The 19,138-nt window shown below is 38.9% G+C and carries 15 protein-coding genes, 2 tRNA genes and 1 rRNA gene; 14 read left to right on the forward strand and 4 right to left on the reverse strand.

The genetic code is table 11. The annotated features are described in order from the left end of the window. Window positions 1-81 precede the first annotated feature (81 nt). The 4 genes from rrf to mazG all read left to right on the forward strand — a co-directional run bounded on the left by rrf (window position 82) and on the right by mazG (window position 1,267). Window positions 82-197: ribosomal RNA gene (rrf, locus tag HMPREF2750_RS04995) — 5S ribosomal RNA — on the forward strand. A gap of 14 nt (window positions 198-211) precedes the next feature. Continuing rightward, a tRNA-Asp gene (locus HMPREF2750_RS05000) sits at window positions 212-288 on the forward strand. A gap of 15 nt (window positions 289-303) precedes the next feature. Next, window positions 304-379: transfer RNA gene (locus HMPREF2750_RS05005), tRNA-Trp, on the forward strand. Between the two features lie 99 nt (window positions 380-478). Next, window positions 479-1,267, forward strand: coding sequence for a nucleoside triphosphate pyrophosphohydrolase (gene mazG, locus HMPREF2750_RS05010; RefSeq protein ID WP_070582894.1), 789 nt, complete (start codon window positions 479-481; stop codon window positions 1,265-1,267). A 36-nt stretch (window positions 1,268-1,303) separates the two neighbouring features. On the opposite strand, the gene HMPREF2750_RS05015 is transcribed toward mazG, so the two are convergent. Next, the gene (locus HMPREF2750_RS05015; RefSeq protein ID WP_070582895.1) at window positions 1,304-2,098 is read right to left on the reverse strand and encodes a sulfite exporter TauE/SafE family protein; all 795 of its coding nucleotides are present in this window, start codon (window positions 2,096-2,098) and stop codon (window positions 1,304-1,306) included. A gap of 213 nt (window positions 2,099-2,311) precedes the next feature. Between HMPREF2750_RS05015 and HMPREF2750_RS05020 the strand changes: the two genes are divergently transcribed. The 8 genes from HMPREF2750_RS05020 (at window position 2,312) to HMPREF2750_RS05055 (ending at window position 10,999) form a co-directional block, all read left to right on the forward strand. Next, window positions 2,312-4,024, forward strand: a complete 1,713-nt coding sequence (locus tag HMPREF2750_RS05020) for a solute:sodium symporter family transporter (RefSeq protein WP_070582897.1) — start codon at window positions 2,312-2,314, stop codon at window positions 4,022-4,024. Window positions 4,025-4,073: 49 nt separating this feature from the next. Then, window positions 4,074-5,519 carry a sulfatase family protein gene (locus HMPREF2750_RS05025; protein WP_070582899.1) on the forward strand — a complete coding sequence of 482 codons (1,446 nt, stop codon included), beginning with the start codon at window positions 4,074-4,076 and terminating at the stop codon, window positions 5,517-5,519. 38 nt (window positions 5,520-5,557) lie between these two features. Continuing rightward, window positions 5,558-6,145, forward strand: a complete 588-nt coding sequence (locus tag HMPREF2750_RS05030; protein WP_070582902.1) for a Crp/Fnr family transcriptional regulator — start codon at window positions 5,558-5,560, stop codon at window positions 6,143-6,145. Window positions 6,146-6,166: 21 nt separating this feature from the next. Continuing rightward, a complete protein-coding gene (locus HMPREF2750_RS05035; protein ID WP_070582904.1) occupies window positions 6,167-7,312 on the forward strand; it encodes an anaerobic sulfatase maturase in 1,146 nt (381 codons plus the stop codon). Window positions 7,313-7,350: 38 nt separating this feature from the next. Further along, entirely contained in the window at window positions 7,351-7,680 is a 330-nt protein-coding gene (locus tag HMPREF2750_RS05040; protein WP_049373814.1) for a DMT family transporter, read from the forward strand. A 132-nt stretch (window positions 7,681-7,812) separates the two neighbouring features. Then, window positions 7,813-9,477, forward strand: coding sequence for a bifunctional metallophosphatase/5'-nucleotidase (locus tag HMPREF2750_RS05045; RefSeq protein WP_070582906.1), 1,665 nt, complete (start codon window positions 7,813-7,815; stop codon window positions 9,475-9,477). A 163-nt stretch (window positions 9,478-9,640) separates the two neighbouring features. Beyond that, window positions 9,641-10,312 carry a ribulose-phosphate 3-epimerase gene (rpe, locus tag HMPREF2750_RS05050; RefSeq protein WP_049374871.1) on the forward strand — a complete coding sequence of 224 codons (672 nt, stop codon included), beginning with the start codon at window positions 9,641-9,643 and terminating at the stop codon, window positions 10,310-10,312. A 12-nt stretch (window positions 10,313-10,324) separates the two neighbouring features. Continuing rightward, window positions 10,325-10,999, forward strand: a complete 675-nt coding sequence (locus HMPREF2750_RS05055; protein WP_070582908.1) for a phosphoglycolate phosphatase — start codon at window positions 10,325-10,327, stop codon at window positions 10,997-10,999. Between the two features lie 46 nt (window positions 11,000-11,045). Here HMPREF2750_RS05055 and HMPREF2750_RS05060 read toward each other — a convergent pair whose 3' ends face one another. Beyond that, entirely contained in the window at window positions 11,046-11,843 is a 798-nt protein-coding gene (locus tag HMPREF2750_RS05060; protein ID WP_070582911.1) for a class I SAM-dependent methyltransferase, read from the reverse strand. A 176-nt stretch (window positions 11,844-12,019) separates the two neighbouring features. Between HMPREF2750_RS05060 and purL the strand changes: the two genes are divergently transcribed. Together purL and HMPREF2750_RS05070 are read left to right on the forward strand one after the other, a co-directional pair. Beyond that, entirely contained in the window at window positions 12,020-15,913 is a 3,894-nt protein-coding gene (gene purL, locus HMPREF2750_RS05065; protein ID WP_070582913.1) for a phosphoribosylformylglycinamidine synthase, read from the forward strand. 187 nt (window positions 15,914-16,100) lie between these two features. Then, window positions 16,101-16,730, forward strand: a complete 630-nt coding sequence (locus HMPREF2750_RS05070; RefSeq protein ID WP_005697450.1) for a YkgB family protein — start codon at window positions 16,101-16,103, stop codon at window positions 16,728-16,730. A 118-nt stretch (window positions 16,731-16,848) separates the two neighbouring features. On the opposite strand, the gene HMPREF2750_RS05075 is transcribed toward HMPREF2750_RS05070, so the two are convergent. Next, window positions 16,849-17,769: a hypothetical protein gene (locus HMPREF2750_RS05075; RefSeq protein WP_070582915.1), complete on the reverse strand. Its 921-nt coding sequence runs from the start codon at window positions 17,767-17,769 to the stop codon at window positions 16,849-16,851. 282 nt (window positions 17,770-18,051) lie between these two features. Next, on the reverse strand, window positions 18,052-19,137 hold the full coding sequence (gene glpQ, locus HMPREF2750_RS05080; protein WP_005697412.1) for a glycerophosphodiester phosphodiesterase: 1,086 nt from the start codon (window positions 19,135-19,137) through the stop codon (window positions 18,052-18,054). Window position 19,138 lies beyond the last annotated feature (1 nt).

A 19,138-nucleotide genomic window follows, 5' to 3' on the forward strand; every position in this document is an offset into this window, starting at 1 on the left:
TTCCCCATGTGAGAGTAGGACACCGCCAGGTACTTTTTATTTTGTTAGTTTATTTTTAGAGTAAATTAACAAAATAAAAATTTTGGCAGCAACAGTGCAATGGTCCCACCTGAATCCATATCGAACTCAGAAGTGAAACATTGTTACGCCGATGGTAGTGTGGGGCTTCCCCATGTGAGAGTAGGTCACTGCCAATTATACCTTATTTAGCGGAGTGGTAGTTCAGCTGGTTAGAATACCTGCCTGTCACGCAGGGGGTCGCGGGTTCGAGTCCCGTCCATTCCGCCAATTCTTAATACCAATAGGGGCGTAGTTCAATTGGTAGAGCACCGGTCTCCAAAACCGGGTGTTGGGAGTTCGAGCCTCTCCGCCCCTGCCATTATTCCATATCAAATTATCTCTAATTTTTGTAAGAATATTGTCTATTTTGCTATTCGTTTTATACTAATCGCACTTTTAGTATTTCAGAGATATTCTTATGTATTATTCCATTCAAGATTTTATTCAATTAATTGCGCAATTACGTAATCCTAATGGCGGTTGTCCTTGGGATCTTAAACAAAATTATGAATCAATGATTCCCTGTTTAACCGAAGAAACTTATGAAGTCATTGATGCCATCCAAAAGAAAGACATTGCTAATTTAAGGGAAGAGCTTGGCGATCTTTTATTACAGGTTGTATTTTTTAGTCAGCTTGCTTCTGAAGATGGTTATTTCACATTTGATGATGTCCTTAATGATATTTCTAAAAAGATTGTGCGTCGTCATCCTCACGTGTTTGGAGATGCAACAGCAGGAAATGAAGAAGAGGCATTAGCTCGTTGGAATAGTATCAAAGCACAAGAGAAATCAGTTCAAGAAAAACGTTCTATTTTAGATGATATTCCGAATGCTTTTCCTGCATTGTTAAGAGCACAAAAAATGCAAAAACAATGTTCAAAGATTGGATTTGATTGGGATGATGTTGAACCTGTATTAGCAAAAGTTGAAGAAGAATTGCAAGAAGTAAGGGATGAAATCAATCAAACTCTTCGTAATCAGGAAAAAATAGAAGAGGAAATTGGGGATTTATTTTTTGCAACGGTTAATTTATCTCGACATCTCAAATGTAATGCAGAAGAGGCTTTGCGTAAGGCGAATAATAAATTTGAACAACGTTTTCGTAAAGTAGAAGAAAAAGCATTGGAACGAGGTTCATCAGTTAAAGATCTTTCTTTAATTGAAATGGATATCCTATGGGATGAAGTGAAAAGAGAAGAAAAATAATTGAAATGGCAGAGGGAGTTTTCCTCTGCCATTTTTTTATTTTATAGCATGGATAAGTAACATATAGGCACTTATCACCAATAAAATAATGCCTAATAGTTTTTTGACTAAGTGCGGCGATAATTTACCTCGAATTTTCATTGAGAAAAAACCTGTTACAAAAGCACTTAGCACGACAATAATCACGATCGAAAAATTAACGTAACCGATTTGCCAACCAAAGTGATGCGGTGAGCTTTTTGAAAGATAGCCATAAAGGCTGCCTAATCCACCAATAAACATCATTGCATTGGTATAAGGGGCAATTTGATGGGCTTTAACGGATTTTAGCTGACCAATTAAAGGTGCCATGATTGAGCCTCCTCCAATACCCGTCATACCAGCAATAAATCCCCCAAAAGTCGAAAGGCCCATTCCTTTTATGGTTTCATCAGCTGTTGCTTGCTGATTCATAACACTTTCTTTACTAAAAATAGTACGAATTGCCAATAGGGAAAGCGTAATAACAAACACACTGATAATAGCAATATCAGGTATATAAAAACTGGATTCAAATCCTAGTTGTACACCAATAATCATGCCAACAGACCAAATAAGTATCGCTTTGTAATTAATTGATACTTTTTGTTTGTAGAAATAAATTAAATTAATAAAGGATGATCCCATGACAATCGTCAATGATGTTGCAGCAATCATTTGTAGAGGAAATTGTGGGAATAAAGTGTAGAGAATCGGCACCATCAATACACCGCCACCAATACCAAAGATGGCCGACATGATATTCGTCATGACACCACATAAAATCAAAATAAGAATTAACTGTAAGCTCATTTCAAACTCCTTTTGTGTGGGAGTACGGCATTATTATTCTTTTGGATAAATAAATAATTTATGATCTTGCTCATAATTATCTATAAAAATAGACTTTATTTTAATTTTGTGATCCTTCTCACACAATCAGTATGACAATTATCATATGCTCTTTACACACCTAGCAGTAGTCTATAAATGGAATTTAATAATGGCTTCTACAAGGAGGAGCGTATGCTATTAACGGTTTCGAGTTTCCTCATCGTAACGGCTTTAGTGGCCTATGTTTCATGGCTACGTACTAAAAACGATGATTTAACCACCTCGAAAGGTTATTTCTTAGCGGGACGAGGATTAAGCGGTATTGTGATTGGTTGCTCAATGGTGTTGACCTCTCTTTCAACAGAGCAATTGATTGGCGTGAATGCCGTTTCTTATCAAAACAACTTTTCTATTATTGCGTGGACAGTGCCAACTGTGATTCCGCTTTGTTTCTTGGCGCTTTATATGTTACCGAAATATTTGCGTAACGGTTATACCACCATTCCAGAATTCTTTGAAAATCGTTTTGACCGACAAACTCGTTTGATTATGTCAGGGTTATTCTTAGTCTTCTATCTTTTGATCGTGATTCCGACCGCACTTTATACCGGGGCGATTGCCTTTAATAAAATCTTTAATCTAGAAACTATCTTCGGATTAAGCTACGCTCAAGCGATTGTTTATACGGTCATTGCTATCGGTGTAGTGGGGGCGATTTATGCGATTTTTGGTGGGTTAAAAGCGGTAGCGGTTTCCGATACTATCAATGCCGTGATCTTAGTGATTGGTGCGTTGCTTGTACCTGTATTTGCATTGCTTTATTTAGGTAATGGCAGCATTTCAGAAGGCTTGAATATTATCACTACCACTCACGTTGAAAAATGGAACGCCATTGGTAGCTCAACAGACTCTACTCCTTGGCCAACAATTTTTACCGGTATTATGGTTGTTCACTTCTTCTATTGGACAACGAACCAAGCCATCGTACAACGTTGTTTAGGGGCGAAGGATTTAGCATCAGGTCAAAAAGGGATTTTAATTGCAGCGCTTTTCCTACTCACATTACCGATTATTCTTAATTTACCGGGTTTATTGAGTTTCCATATTTTAGGTGAGGGTTTAAATCCAATTGATACGTCTTATCCATTGTTGGTTAATAAAGTGATGCCGACTGCATTGCAAGGTTTCTTTATTGCGGCACTTTTCGGCGCGATTTTAAGTACCTTTAACTCATTCTTAAACTCTGCAGCGACCATTTATTGTAAAGACTTATTACCATCTATCAGTAAAAAACAACGTACTGATCAAGAATTGATCGTCTATGCGAAAAAAGTCTCTACCATTATGGCGATTGTGACCATGATTATTGGCCCACTTTTGATGTTTGGTACAGATGGTATCTTCTTAATCACTAAACGCTTTGCCGGTTTTGTGAATATTCCAATCGTGGCGCTATTTGCTGTGGGTTTATTTAATAAAACTGTTTCAGGCTTGGCTGCACGTATTGCTTTACTTGTACACGTAGTACTTTATTTCAGTATTGTTTGGGTGTTCAATGTGAAAATTAATTTCGTGTATGTCATGGGCGGATTATTCGTATTTGATGTTGTCTTCATGTTGATTCTAGGTCAATTCTTAAAACGTGAGCCTTATGTGGAAAATACCGTCAATAAAGGCGACGTGGACTTAACCAATTGGAAATATATTAAAGTGACGTCTGTTTCATTGATTCTTGGTTTAATTGCGCTTTATGCATTCTTATCACCAATTGGTATTGCTTCACCAGATGGCAATCCAATGTTAGTGTTGGAAGTATATGCGGTATTACAACTCATCGTGTTGATTGTCTTTAGACCAAAAAATGAAAAAACAGAACATCAATTACATCTTTCTAACCAAAATTAAGCAGTCGGGCGTACATCACGTACGCCCTTAAAATAGATAAGGATTATGTATGAACATTATCTATATTTTACTCGACCAAGTGCGTAAAGATATGTTGGGTGCTTATGGTCACCAGATCGTCAAAACCCCTAATATCGATCGTCTAGCTAAAGATGGCGTGCGTTTTAATAATGCTTTTACACCCGCTTCCGTTTGTGGACCTGCACGGACATCACTCTTTACTGGTTTAATGCCATCTACCCATGGCATCATTCGTAATGGTGAAAAAGGCGGTACCGGTGAAGTGAGCGAAGCGGCACCAAATATCGGTAAACTAGACGGCTATAACACCTATGTCGTAGGAAAATGGCACGTTGGGACAAAATCCGTACCAGAAGATTACGGCATTAAAGGGCATAACTTTGATGGTTATGGTTATCCAGGCAGTGGCGTGTATAAAAATTTAGTGTTCAACCAACCGCCGACACATTCCAATCGTTATAAAGAATGGTTAGATGAAAAAGATTATGACATTCCTGAAGTGAGTCGTGCTTATTTTGGTGATAACCCACATTTGCGCGTACAAGAACTTTGTGGTTTGCTTTCAGGCACAAAAGAACAAACCATCCCGTATTTCATCATTGATGAAGCGAAAAATTATATTAGTGAATCACTTGCTGAAAATAAACCGTTCTTTACATGGATTAATTTCTGGGGACCGCATACGCCTTGTATCGTGCCAGAACCGTATTATTCCATGTATCGAAAAGAAGATGTGGTGCTGGATGAAAGCTTCTTCAAGCCACTAGAAGGCAAACCAGGACACTATCGTACTATCTCTAAAATGTGGGGGATGTGGGAAGCGAGTGAAGATCATTGGAAAGAAGTGATCACAAAATTCTGGGGTTATATCACCTTGATTGATGATGCAATTGGTGAGCTCTTTGCTTTCTTAGAAAATAAGGGAATTTATGACCGCACTTTTATTGTGGCAACCGCTGATCATGGTGATGCGATGGGCGCTCATCGAATGATTGAGAAAGGAGAGTTCATGTTCGATACCACCTACAACATTCCGATGATTATCAAAGACCCGAATTCAAATCGTGTTAATCAACAAGATGATAACCTTGTTTATCTCCACGATTTAACCTCGACCGTTTATGATCTCGCTAATCAACCCATTCCTCAAGCCTTTGAAGGGGAAAGTATTTTGCCGATTGTTCGTCAACATCAAGATAATCAACGCAAAGGGATATTGGCACAGTTGGCGGGGCATTTCGTCTATTTTGAACAACGCATGTGGCACCGTAAAGACTATAAATTAGTGTTTAATGCTTCGGACATTTGCGAGCTTTATGATATAAAAAATGATCCAGCTGAAATGCATAATTTGTTCTACAAGCCAGAGTATGAGGCGGTCAAAAAAGAGATGCTGGAAGAAATGCACCAAGAAATGAAACGCTTAAATGATCCATTAGAAAACTGGGTATATCGGATTATAAACGAAGTGTAAAACCAATAAAAAATTGACCGCACTTTTAAGGGACGATTATGGAAAATTGCGCAATCAAGCCTACTGAATTATCACATTGTCAGTTTACTGAGCTGCATCACTTGCCGAAAGGTTCCTTCTTGTATCAACAAGGTGAGTCAGCACATGAATTTTATTATGTGCAAGCAGGCTTGATTGGCTTATTTCATACCCTTGAAAATGGCAAGGAAAGCTTGGTGCGGTTATATTCCAAAGGGGATTATTTTGGTTTCCGAACCTTATTCTCCATGGCGGATAAACACTATCATTGCAATGCGAAAGTCTTAATTGATGCAGAGATTACTCGCATCAAACCTAATGTAGTGAGTGAATTTTTCACGCATAATACGGTGATGAGCCAATGTTTATTGCAAATCTTGGCAGATGAATTACGCGAAGCAGAAGAACGTTTGGCAAAAAGTGCTTATCTACGCACCTTAGATCGTGTGATGGATAGTTTATATTTCCTTAAACAAAACTTTCCTGATTATAATTGGACGTATCGCGAAATTGCGGAATATGCTGGCTGTGAAACCGAAACCGCGATTCGTATTGCGAAAGAGCTCAAACAAAACGGGGCATTTGATCGAATATCAGGTCATAAATAATGTTGTAACAAAGGATGGTTGATGTCTGTTTTTCTACCACAAGCTCATTTTCACTTAATGGCGAAACCAAGCAGTTTTCACTGTAACATTCAGTGTGAATATTGCTTCTATTTGGAAAAATCAGAACAGTTTGGGCAACATGTGCCTTTTATGTCAAAAGACACCTTAAAACATTACGTCAAAAACTATATCCAATCTCACGCCGGTAATGTGGTTGAATTTGCTTGGCAAGGGGGGGAGCCCACTCTCTTAGGCTTAGATTTTTACAAGCAAGCTGTTGAATATCAGCAGGAATTTGCTCAAGGCAAACAGATTACAAACGCCTTTCAAACCAATGGTATTGCCCTTAATCAGCAATGGGCTGCATTTTTCAAACAACATCATTTTCTCATTGGGCTTTCTATTGACGGTTTAAGTGCTGTGCATAATCGTTATCGTATTTCGGGTAACGGTAATCCCACTTTTGAAAAAGTCGTAAAAGCATTAAATCTGCTACAAGAATATGGCGTGGAATTTAACACCTTAACCGTCATTAACGATCAAAACTGGCAAAAAGGAAAAGAAACTTATTTAGCACTCAAACAGCTTGGCTCGACTTATATGCAGTTTATTCCTATTGTCGAACGTCATGCACAAACACAATCTGTCACTGATTTTTCAGTACCATCAGAAGGTTATGGACAATTTCTCGTGGATGTCTTTCATGAATGGTATGAGCATGATGTAGGACAAATTTATGTGTCGCAGTTTGATAATCTGCTTGGACAATGGCTTGGTTATCCTTCCACAACCTGTGTTCATCAACCTACTTGCGGGCAATCGCTTGTCACGGAAGCCAATGGCGATGTGTATACTTGCGATCATTTTGTGTATCCCGAATACAAGGTCGGAAATTTAACTCAGCAACCTTTAACAGAGATTGTGCTTTCCAGTAAACAGCAACAATTCGGTTTAGAAAAATCACAAAAATTGACCGCACTTTGCCGTCATTGTGAGTTTCGTAAACTCTGTTATGGCGGCTGCCCGAAACATCGTTTTATTTCTCTCGAAAATGAACCTAATCCACATAATTATTTATGTGCCTCTTACCGTTATTTCTTTGAACAAACTGCGCCTTATATGCAAGCCATGGCTCGTCAAATTCGATTACATCCATCCGCCGCTTAAGGTAGAATAGTGTTTTTCTATTTTACTGTTTGATTGATATGAATCCTTGGACATTGCTTGCTATCTCTATTTGCCTTGAAATCGTAGCAACGAATTTATTAAAAGTCAGTGATGGCTTTACCAAACTTTTACCCACCGTTGGTTCATTAGCGCTATATGCCATTTCGTTTTATTTTGTCTCCATTGTTTTCCGAACACTTTCCGTGGGCTTGGTTTACGCCATTTGGTCGGGCGTTGGTATTGTTCTGACCGCTATTGTGGCATATTTCGCATTTGGTCAGAAAATTGATACCGCAGGGCTGATAGGTATAGTGTTGATTATCAGTGGCGTTTTAGTGATTAACTTGTTTTCTCAAACAGGGCATTAATCCTCCAAATGAAATGTGAACAAGCTCACAAATTTTATTTTTCTTCAAAATAAAATTATGTAAGCAATCGATTCACCGCTATAATTCTCCGGCATTTTTAACCGCACTTTGTGCAACTTTAAAGGAAATTCTATGAAAAAATTACTTTGCTCATTATTTGCGCTTTCTGCTGTTAGCACAGCAATGGCACAAGAAGTGAATATTAAATTATTAGGGACCTCCGATGTTCACGGTCGTATCGTACCTTGGAGCTATGGTGCAGACGTAGAGGACAAATCTGGTTCTTATGCACAAATTGCAACTTATGTGAAAGATGTGCGTAAAAATAATAAAAACGTGGTGTTAGTGGAAGTCGGTGATGCGATCCAAGATAACCAAATCGATGTGTTTGCAAAAGATAAAAAATACTATAAAGATCACCCGATTCCAAAAGTATTAAACGAAATGAATTATGATATTTTCGTATTGGGTAACCACGAGTTTAACTTTGGGATGAAAGCATTAGATGAAATCCTAAAAGATATCAAAGCGAAAAAATTAACCGCAAACTTCTATCATAAGAAAAATGACAAACGTTATATCGATGCGACAACCATCATCGAAAAAGATGGCGTGAAGTTAGGGATTATTGGTTTAAGTACCCCAATGTCAGCAAAATTTGAAGAAGATACGGGCAACTTAAAAGACATGAAATTTACTTCACCGACAGAAGAAGCGCGTACGCAAGTTGAGAAATTAAAAGCAAAAGGTGTGGATGCGATTATTGCGGTGACCCACATGGGTATCGATAATGAAAATAATATTCCTGATACCGGTATGCGTGATGTGATCAATGCAGTAGATGGTATTGATGTGGTTATCGCGGGTCACATGCACAAAGATGTGCCAAGTGAAACCATTAAAAACACACTAATCACTGAACCACACCGCTACGGTACCGTGGTATCTGAAGTGGATTTAACTTTTGATATCAACGATAAAAAAGAAGTGAAATTAGTGAAGAAAGAATCTAAAACGGTTCCAGTTAAAGCACTTGAAGCAGATAAGAAAATTGCGGAAATCTATAAACCTTACCACGAGAAATTACGTGAATTAAACAATGTGGTGATTGGTCAAACCGAAAACGAAATGGTACCACAAGAGACCAAACACGGTGTATCTGCTGCATTCTCAAGAGATACTGGTTTGTCTTCATTCATTAATGATGTTGAACAACATTACAGTGGTGCAGATGTGGTAACTTTCTCTTTCGACCATCAAAAAGCACGTATGGATAAAGGCGATATCAAGAAAAAAGACATCATCTTTAACTATCGTTATGCAGGCGGTGATGTTACCGTTTATGAAATGACCGGTAAACAATTGAAAGAATATATGGAATGGTCTGCAAACTACTTCGATACCATCCAACCAGGTGATACTGAATACCGTTACAATGCAGAGCGTAAAAAATCAAAATATGTGACTTACGACATTTTCGGTGGCGTAAATTACAAAATTGACTTACGTAATCCAAAAGGTAGCAAAATCGTTGATTTAACCCTTGCTGACGGCAAACCGGTGACAGATGATATGAAATTAAAAGTGGGTATGAACTCATATCGTTTCGCTCAATTAAACGGTAAAGGTGGGATTTGGGAAGGCCAACAAATTCCGGTACTTTGGGAATCTAAAGTCGCAATGGGCCGTGAAAAAGGCACTATCCAAAATATGATGATCGATTACATCACCAACGTGAAGAAAGGTAAAATCGATGGTCAATCTCACAACCGTTGGGAAATCATTGGATTAAACTAATCGGTCCTTTTAAAATACAATAAAAACCAACCGCACTTTGAGGCAATTGAATCAAGTGCGGTTATTTTTTTCTTTGTTTTCAGCTAAAACTTGTAAATAATCAAGGTAAAATTGAGCTCAACGTAGTAAACTACAAGCACTTTTATCCTTTAGGAGATGACAAATGAAACCTTATTTAATCGCCCCTTCTATCCTTTCTGCAGATCTTGCTCGTCTTGGTGATGATGTGCAAAACGTATTGAATGCAGGTGCGGATGTGATTCATTTTGATGTAATGGATAATCACTATGTGCCAAATTTAACCTTTGGCCCAGCGGTTTGTAAAGCTTTGCGTGATTACGGTATTAAAGCACCTATTGATGTGCATTTGATGGTAAAACCGGTTGATCGTATTATTCCTGATTTTGCCAAAGCCGGTGCGGATTACATTACGTTTCATCCTGAAGCCAGTGAACATATTGATCGCTCTTTACAGCTCATTCGTGATCACGGCTGTAAAGCGGGTTTAGTGTTTAATCCTGCCACACCATTAAGTTATTTGGATTATGTATTAGATAAAGTGGATGTGATTTTGTTAATGTCCGTGAATCCAGGATTTGGTGGGCAATCTTTTTTACCTTCCACATTGAAAAAATTACAACAGGCACGTCGTCTGATTGATGAAAGCGGTTTAGATATCCGTTTAGAAGTTGATGGTGGGGTAAAAGTAGATAATATTGCAGAAATTGCCGCAGCAGGTGCAGATATGTTCGTGGCAGGCTCAGCGATTTTTGGCAAACCAGATTATAAACAAATCATTGATCAAATGCGTGCGCAGTTAGCTTCAGTTAAATAGATGGTAGCAAGAATGAAGACTCAATTTAAAGTTATCGGTTTTGATTTAGACGGTACGCTTGTGAATAGCTTGCCAGATTTAGCGTTGTCTGTGAATTCTGCTTTAGCAGACTTTGGATTACCTCAAGCACCCGAAGAGTTAGTGTTAACTTGGATTGGTAATGGAGCACCTGTATTGATTGCTCGTGCTTTAGAATGGGCAAAAGAGCAAACAGGTAAAGACTTTTCAGATGCAGAAATGGAACAAGTGAAAGAGCGTTTTAACGTGTATTACGCGGAGAACCTTTGTAATGTGAGCCGTTTATATCCAAATGTAAAAGAAACATTGGAAACCTTGAAAGCTCGTGGTTATACCTTAGCTGTGGTAACGAACAAACCCACTCGCCATGTTCAGCCGGTATTAGCGGCATTTGGTATCGATCATTTATTCAGAGAAATGCTTGGTGGGCAATCATTACCCGCGATTAAACCACATCCAGGCCCATTGTATTATTTATGTGGTAAATTTGGCGTAGAACCCCGCCAAGTATTGTTTGTAGGTGACTCTCGAAATGACATTCTCGCTGCTCATTCAGCAGGTTGTCCAGCTGTGGGTTTAACTTACGGTTACAACTACAACATTCCAATTGCGGAATCAAATCCAGATTGGGTGTTTGATGACTTTGCGAAGTTATTAGAGATTCTTTAATCTATCTTAAAGCGTAAAGTGCGGTCAAAAATGACCGCATTTTTTCTTAAACCTCCCACCAAATCAACGCCCATTTGCGTTGTCCGTGTTTTATCGGTTCATTGTTTATTTGTTTTTGTTGATAGAATTGAGCCAAACTTTGTTTTTCTTTTTCAGTGAGATTGCCGAGAGAAAACTCCACGGAATTTAATAAATCCTCAAAGGTTTCACCTTGGAAATGACCTGATTCGGTTTCAATAAAACTCACATTCGCGTGAATGCCTTTTTGGTAAAGGCGATTAACTAAATAAATATAAGTTGGAAAGCCCACATCATCACGGCCAATGGCTTCAAATACGCCTTCATCGAGAAAATGGCGTTGTGTTACCGAGGTTAAAAAGACGCGTTTTTTAGCCTTGCTTTGCAGCTTTTCAATCATGTCATCCAAATCATCAACCAGCGTAGAACGAGAGGCGAGTATTACATCGGCTTGAGGCACATCATCCCAGTTATCTGACCATGATTTATGTAGAAGGGTAATATTATTCAGTTGATGCTTTTCTTTGTATTGCTGTACCATATCCAACATCCCTTGGCTGTAATCGAGAGCATACACAGCTTGGCATTGTTGGGCTAAAGGAATCACAAACGTGCCGGGACCACAGCCAATATCTAACACCGTTTCATTGGGTTGCACATTCATGGCTTTAAGCAACGTTTCGTTATAACGGCTTGGTTTACCCACTAAATTCTCGGCCATTTTAGGCGCTTTTTTATCCCACTTTGTTGGTGGAAGATTATAGTGATTGCAGGCTTTCAGATGTTGTTGATAGAGATCGTTGAAATTAATGTCATTGATGATCATAGTGGCGCCCCAAAGTGCGGTTAGTTTTCGGATTGTTTTTAAATTGCTTGATGATTATATGCTTTCTCCCACTTAAAATCATTTGAAAATGATTGACGCAAACGTTTTCGTTTTGGTGTGTTTTCCTTTATAATAGCCCGCGATTTTCATCTCAAACACAACTCAAAGGTACCCGTATGTTTCAAACTTTTCGTGGCTCACCCGCCCTTTCTGAATTCCGTATTCAAGGCTTAATGCAAAAATTCCAACAAAATCAATTACCGGTGAAATCGGTTTATGCGGAATATTTGCATTTTGTGGAATTAAATCGGCCGCTTGTTAGCGAGCAGGAAGCAACATTAAAGGCGTTGTTACATTACGGCCCAACTTTGGCAGAACACGATGCCAAAGGCGAAACCTTTATCGTGATTCCACGCGTTGGAACCATTTCTTCTTGGTCTTCTAAAGCGACCGATATTGCGCATAACTGTGGTTTAAGTGAAGTGGAGCGTATTGAGCGTGGTTTGGCGTATTATTTTGAGTTAAGCCAACCGCTTGATGAAAAAACAACTGAAAAATTGACCGCACTTTTACACGACCGAATGATGGAAACGGTGGTGCGCAATCCGCAAGATGCGGAGATTTTATTCCGTCATCAAGATCCGAAACCGTTCAAAACAGTGGATATTTTGAAAGGTGGACGTGAAGCCTTAGTGACAGCCAATGTAGAATTAGGCTTGGCACTGGCAGAAGATGAAATTGATTATTTGGTGGAAAACTTCACCCAATTAGGGCGCAATCCGCACGATATTGAACTTTATATGTTCGCGCAAGCCAACTCTGAGCACTGTCGCCATAAAATCTTTAATGCGGATTGGATTATCGACGGTAAAAAACAGGATAAATCCCTGTTTAAGATGATTAAAAATACCTTTGAGAAAACTCCTGATTTCGTGCTTTCAGCTTATAAAGATAATGCTGCAGTAATGGAAGGCTCAAAAGTCGGCCGTTTCTTTGCGGATCAAGATGGGCAATATCGCTATCACAATGAAGATGCCCATATCTTAATGAAAGTGGAAACCCACAACCACCCAACCGCGATTTCGCCATTCCCAGGTGCTGCAACAGGTTCGGGCGGTGAGATTCGTGATGAAGGTGCAACCGGTCGTGGTGCCAAACCAAAAGCCGGTTTAACCGGTTTCTCTGTATCTAACCTTGTCATTCCAAACTTTGAACAACCTTGGGAAAATCCACTTTCCAAACCAAACCGTATTGCTTCAGCCTTAGATATTATGATTGAAGGCCCATTAGGTGGCGCAGCATTTAACAACGAATTTGGTCGTCCTGCATTATTGGGTTATTTCCGTACCTATGAAGAGAAAGTTAACAGCTTCAACGGTGAAGAAGTGCGTGGTTATCACAAACCGATTATGTTAGCGGGTGGTATCGGTAATATTCGTGGCGAACACGTTCAAAAAGGTGAAATCCCCGTTGGTGCGAAATTGATCGTATTAGGTGGCCCAGCGATGAACATCGGTTTAGGCGGTGGTGCCGCTTCTTCGATGGACAGCGGTAAATCAAAAGAAGATTTAGATTTTGCTTCCGTTCAACGTGAAAACCCAGAAATGGAACGCCGCTGTCAAGAGGTGATTGATCGCTGCTGGCAATTAGGTGATGAAAACCCAATTCTCTTTATTCACGATGTGGGGGCGGGTGGTTTATCCAACGCGATGCCTGAATTGGTGCACGATGGTGAACGTGGCGGTAAATTTGATTTACGCTCAATCCTTTGCGATGAAAAAGGTATGTCACCATTAGAAATTTGGTGTAACGAATCGCAAGAACGTTATGTATTAGCGGTTGCGCCAGAAAAACTCGAATTATTTACCGCACTTTGTGAACGTGAGCGAGCGCCATTTGCAGTCATTGGCGAGGCAACGGAAGAGAAACATCTAACCTTGCACGATAGCCATTTCGACAATAATCCAATTGATTTGCCAATGAATGTGTTATTAGGCAAAACCCCGAAGATGACGCGTGAGGTTTCATCAAAAACTGTGGAAAATCGACCGCTTGCAACAGAAAATATTCAATTAAAAGAAGCGTTACATCGTGTATTACGTTTACCGGTGGTGGCAGAAAAAACGTTCTTAATCACCATTGGCGACCGTTCGGTAACGGGTATGGTGGCACGCGATCAAATGGTCGGCCCATGGCAAATTCCGGTGTCTGATGTGGCTGTTACAACTGCATCATTAGACAGCTATCATGGTGAAGCCATGGCAATGGGCGAACGCGCACCAGTAGCGTTATTAGACTTTGGTGCTTCTGCACGTTTAGCGGTAGCCGAATCTATTACCAACATTGCGGGCACTAACATTGGCGATATTAAACGCATCAAACTGTCTGCAAACTGGATGTCTGCAGCGGGCCATGGCGGTGAAGATGCAGGCTTATATGAAGCCGTAAAAGCAGTCGGTGAAGAACTTTGCCCAGCATTAGGTATCACCATTCCTGTGGGTAAAGACTCGATGTCGATGAAAACCACTTGGGAAGAAAATGGCGAGAAAAAATCCGTCACCGCACCGCTTTCTTTAGTGATTTCATCTTTTGCACGCGTGGAAGATGTCCGCAAAACCGTGACACCTCAATTACGCACAGACAAAGGCGCAAGCCGTTTATTGTTGATTGATTTAGGTGAAAGAAAAAATCGCTTAGGCGCGACCGTACTTGCGCAAGTGTATAAACAATTAGGTGATAAACCAGCCGATGTGGTAAACGTAGCTAAACTGAAAAACTTCTTCGATGCAATGCAAGCATTGGTGGCAGAGCGTAAATTATTGGCTTACCACGACCGTTCCGACGGTGGTTTAATTACCACCCTTGCAGAAATGGCATTTGCGGGTAACTGCGGTGTAGATGTGGATATCTCTGCATTAGGCGATAATGATTTAGCCGTGTTATTCAATGAAGAATTAGGTGCGGTAATCCAAGTGTCAGAACGTGAATTAAGCGCCGTGCGTGAGGTATTAAAAGCGTATGACTTGCTTGGTTTAACTTATGAACTCGGTTCTGTAAGTTCAGAAGATCGTTTTGAAATCACACGAGGCAGTAAAAAACTATTAAGCGAAAAACGTTCTGAATTACGTGGTATTTGGGCAGAACTCACTCACCAAATGCAACGCTTACGTGATAACCCAGAATGTGCTGACCAAGAATTTGAAGCGAAAAAAGCAACAGACAATAAAGGTTTATCCGCTCATTTAACCTATGATGTTAATGAAGATATTGCTGCGCCTTACATCAGCAAAGGCGTGAAACCAAAAGTGGCCGTATTGCGTGAACAAGGCGTAAATAGCCACGTTGAAATGGCAGCGGCTTTTGACCGTGCAGGCTTTGCAGCGATTGATGTTCACATGAGTGATTTAATGACTGGTCGTTACAACTTAAACGACTTCAACGCGATGGTGGCCTGTGGTGGCTTCTCTTACGGTGACGTATTAGGCGCAGGTGGAGGCTGGGCAAAATCCATTTTATTTAACCCACAATTACGCGATCAATTCAGCCAATTCTTCGCTAATGAAAGCACCCTTTCATTAGGCGTATGTAACGGTTGTCAATTTATCTCCACCCTTGCGGAAATCATTCCTGGTGCAGAAAATTGGCCACGTTTCGTGCGTAATAAATCAGAACGCTTTGAAGCTCGTGCCGCGATGGTGAAAATCAACGACACCAACTCATTGTGGTTTAAAGGCATGGCTGGCTCACATATGCCGATTGCGGTTTCTCACGGTGAAGGTCGCGTAGAATTCAAAACACCTGAGAATTTGACCGCACTTCAAGCGCAAAACTTGATTGTGGCACAATATATCGACAGCCATTTGAATGTAACAGAAACCTATCCAGCTAACCCAAATGGTTCGGCATTAGGGATTACCGCAATTTCTAACGTCGATGGTCGTATCGCCACGATGATGCCACACCCAGAGCGTGTATTCCGTGCTGTGAGCAACTCATGGCATCCAGAAGATTGGTCTGAAGATGGTGCTTGGATGCGAATTTTTAGAAATGCGAGAGTGAATTTTAAATAATGTGAGATTGCTCACAGAAAATTAATTAAAAATAAGAGATACTACTAAATTGGTATCTCTTTTTTATTGCATAACCTGAGTAATAAAAAAATGCCAACAATATTAGAGAGTAATATTGTTAATGTTTATATAAAAATTCTTGGGCATTATGCCTGTAATATCAATTGAACTATATGAGGAGTTCTACATGAGTGCATTAGTTACATTGCTAGCTAATATTGTTGCGCCATTGCAACGTCAATTTATTAACTTTATCCGCATTGCGATTTGTGTGGTGATGGTTTGGATTGGAGGTTTAAAAGTTTGCCAATATGAGGCGGATGGTATTGCACACTTTGTGTCAAATAGTCCTTTCTTAAGCTTCCTTTACAAAAATGGTGCAAATGAAGTGACAAATGATAAGGGTGTTTTAGTGAAAGAATATACCTTATATAAAAACCCTGAAGGCAAAATGGTCGCAAAAAATATCGAATGGCATAAAGCCAACGGCACCTATACGGCTTCTTATATTATTGGCGCAATCATTGTAACAATTGGTATTTTAGTATTAGCGGGGATTTGGTCTCCAACATTAGGTTTATTCGGAGGTTTACTCACCTTTGGCATGTCGATAGTCACGCTGTCGTTCCTGATATTTACGCCAGAAACCTGGGTGCCGAATTTAGGTGGGGACTTCCCAACACCTAATTATGGCTTCCCATATCTCTCAGGTGCTGGTCGACTCGTGATTAAAGATATAATTATGATGGCAGGTGGCTTAGTTGCTGCAGCAGAATGTGCAAAACGCTATTTAGAGAATAAAAAGCAGTTCGCGTAATAGCAGGATTTTAAAGGGCTTGCTGAGATAAACAGCAAGCTTTTTTTGTTATTAAGATATAAAAACTTAATAATAAAAAACCGACTAGGAACAGTCGGTTTTTATGTTTGTTAATGACTTAGATGAGTCCCAAAAATAAAATTAAAAGGTATAGGAATATCCATACTGGAGCTAATAAAATTGTAATTATCATACCTAAAGTAAGTATAGGTTTACTTTCTATATTTGACTGCTGTAATAAAAAATCCTTACTTTTATCTAAATAGTATGTTAATTGATTAGTTAACAATGCTACAAGAAATACCCAAGACCATAGTGAGGTTAATAAACTCGATAAAAACATTATTCCTTCAGGAAATGCAAAAAACACTTCTGTATTTCCATTTATAATATCAAATGAACCGTCTCCTTTATCTATTAAGTAAGCATCTGTAATAAACTTAAGTAATATATTAATCTCCATAGGTTCAGATATCCAGGTTCTTAAGTTATTGTAAAATGAATCAAAAGAGAATTCTTGAGTGATGATCAGTTCTTTTATAGTGGTATAAAAGAAAACAAAAATTGTTATTGAAATAAGAGTATTTAAAATTACAACTAATATTTGTTGACTTACACTAGAGTTTATATGTCTATTAAATAACCAACGGGTGATGCAAGATGAAACATAATCAATTACTATTCCAATCAGGAAGAACCAAAGGAATTTATATATTATAGGTGTGACAGGGGTTGATAAAATCCATTGTTTAGAGAAATACGAATAAGATAACAATATCAAAACCCATGAAGAGCTTATGATGCATGAAGATACAAATGATCTAACGGAAATAATTTTTTTTCCATAAATAATATCAGTGAGGAGAATTGAATTCACAAGAAAAGATGATACTTTTCTTTGCATTTTAAAATTTTGTAAGAATTTAGGAATTTGTTTTGCAATGCTACCATTGCCAAAAGTATCATCTAAATACTTCAGCGATTTTAACATCATAATAATGATTGCTGGGATACTAAAAAGTGCAACTTCAATGGTCATTTTTTATTTTTTCCCTAAATGGTAATGATAAGGTTCGCTGTATTCTATTAAAGTTCATATATTTTGAGACGAAATTTTATGTTCTAGGCTACAATATTAATCCTTAATCGTTATTACACTACAACTAATTTTGGAAGATACTAGTTAGCAGTTTAATAACATAGAGAAAGAATTATAGTATTAATTTTTAATTGTATATTATTATGTTAATACTCTTAGTTAAAAAGCAGTCAAAAATCAAACCGAATTTTGACCGCTCTTTTTATTACTTTTACTTACGTATTATTTTTGTTTTTTCAAAAATTCAACGCCAGTATCTGGGAAGTCGGTGAATACACCAGTTGCACCAGATTTATTCAATAACGCATCGTACATTTGATTTACGTCAGTGAAGAATTCAGGTAACGCATCTTTACGCACAGTGTATGGGTGTAATTCCACTTTGTATTGTGCGAGTTCTTTCACTAATGGGGTGTACACAATGTTACCTGGTTTAGATTTTTCTTTATCCACTAACATGTACCAGCCTGGACCAACACCATCAGCATATTTCACGACTTCTGCCATTGCACCTGGTTTGAACATCCAATCGTAATCATAGTTCACCCATTTGCCTTTCGCATCTTTTTCTTCAGTTTCATGCCAGTCGGTGTATGCCACTAATTGAACAAGTTTTAAATCCATGCCCATTTTTGGTAGCAATTCGTTTTTGATACGTTTTAACTCATTGAAGTCGAAGGTTTGTAAGTAAACCATGTCTGATTTCTTGTCGTAACCGTATTTTTTCAACACTTTAAGGGTTTCAACTGCAATGTCTTTGCCATTTTGGTGGTGGAACCAAGGTGCTTTGATTTCAGGATAGATACCCACTTTTTTACCAGTCGATTTTTCTAAACCTTGGATGAATTCTAACTCATCTTCAAAAGTATGGATTTTGAAGTGTGATTTCCAAAGTGGGAAACGGCCTGGATATACTGCAACTTGTTTACCATCTTTAGTTTCAAAGTTTTCAGTCATATTTAAACTTTGAATTTCTTTTAAGGTGAAGTCGATTACGTAGTAACGACCATCTTTACGATGACGATTTGGGAATTTTTTCGCGACATCAGTTAAACCGTCTAAGAAGTGGTCATGGATAACAACCAAACGACCATCTTTTGTCATCGCTAAGTCTTGTTCTAAGTAGTCTGCGTGCTGTGCAAATGCAAGCGCTTTGGACTCAAGTGTGTGCTCTGGTAAGTAACCACTTGCACCACGGTGAGCAATGATAATTTTGTCTGATTTCATCGTGTCCACAGAAGAGTGTGCGCTACATCCTGCAAGTACGCCTGCAGCTAATAAAGAAAGCGCTAAAGTTTTGAGTTTCATG

Source organism: Haemophilus sp. HMSC066D02, assembly GCF_001810545.1.
Lineage (GTDB): Bacteria > Pseudomonadota > Gammaproteobacteria > Enterobacterales > Pasteurellaceae > Haemophilus_D.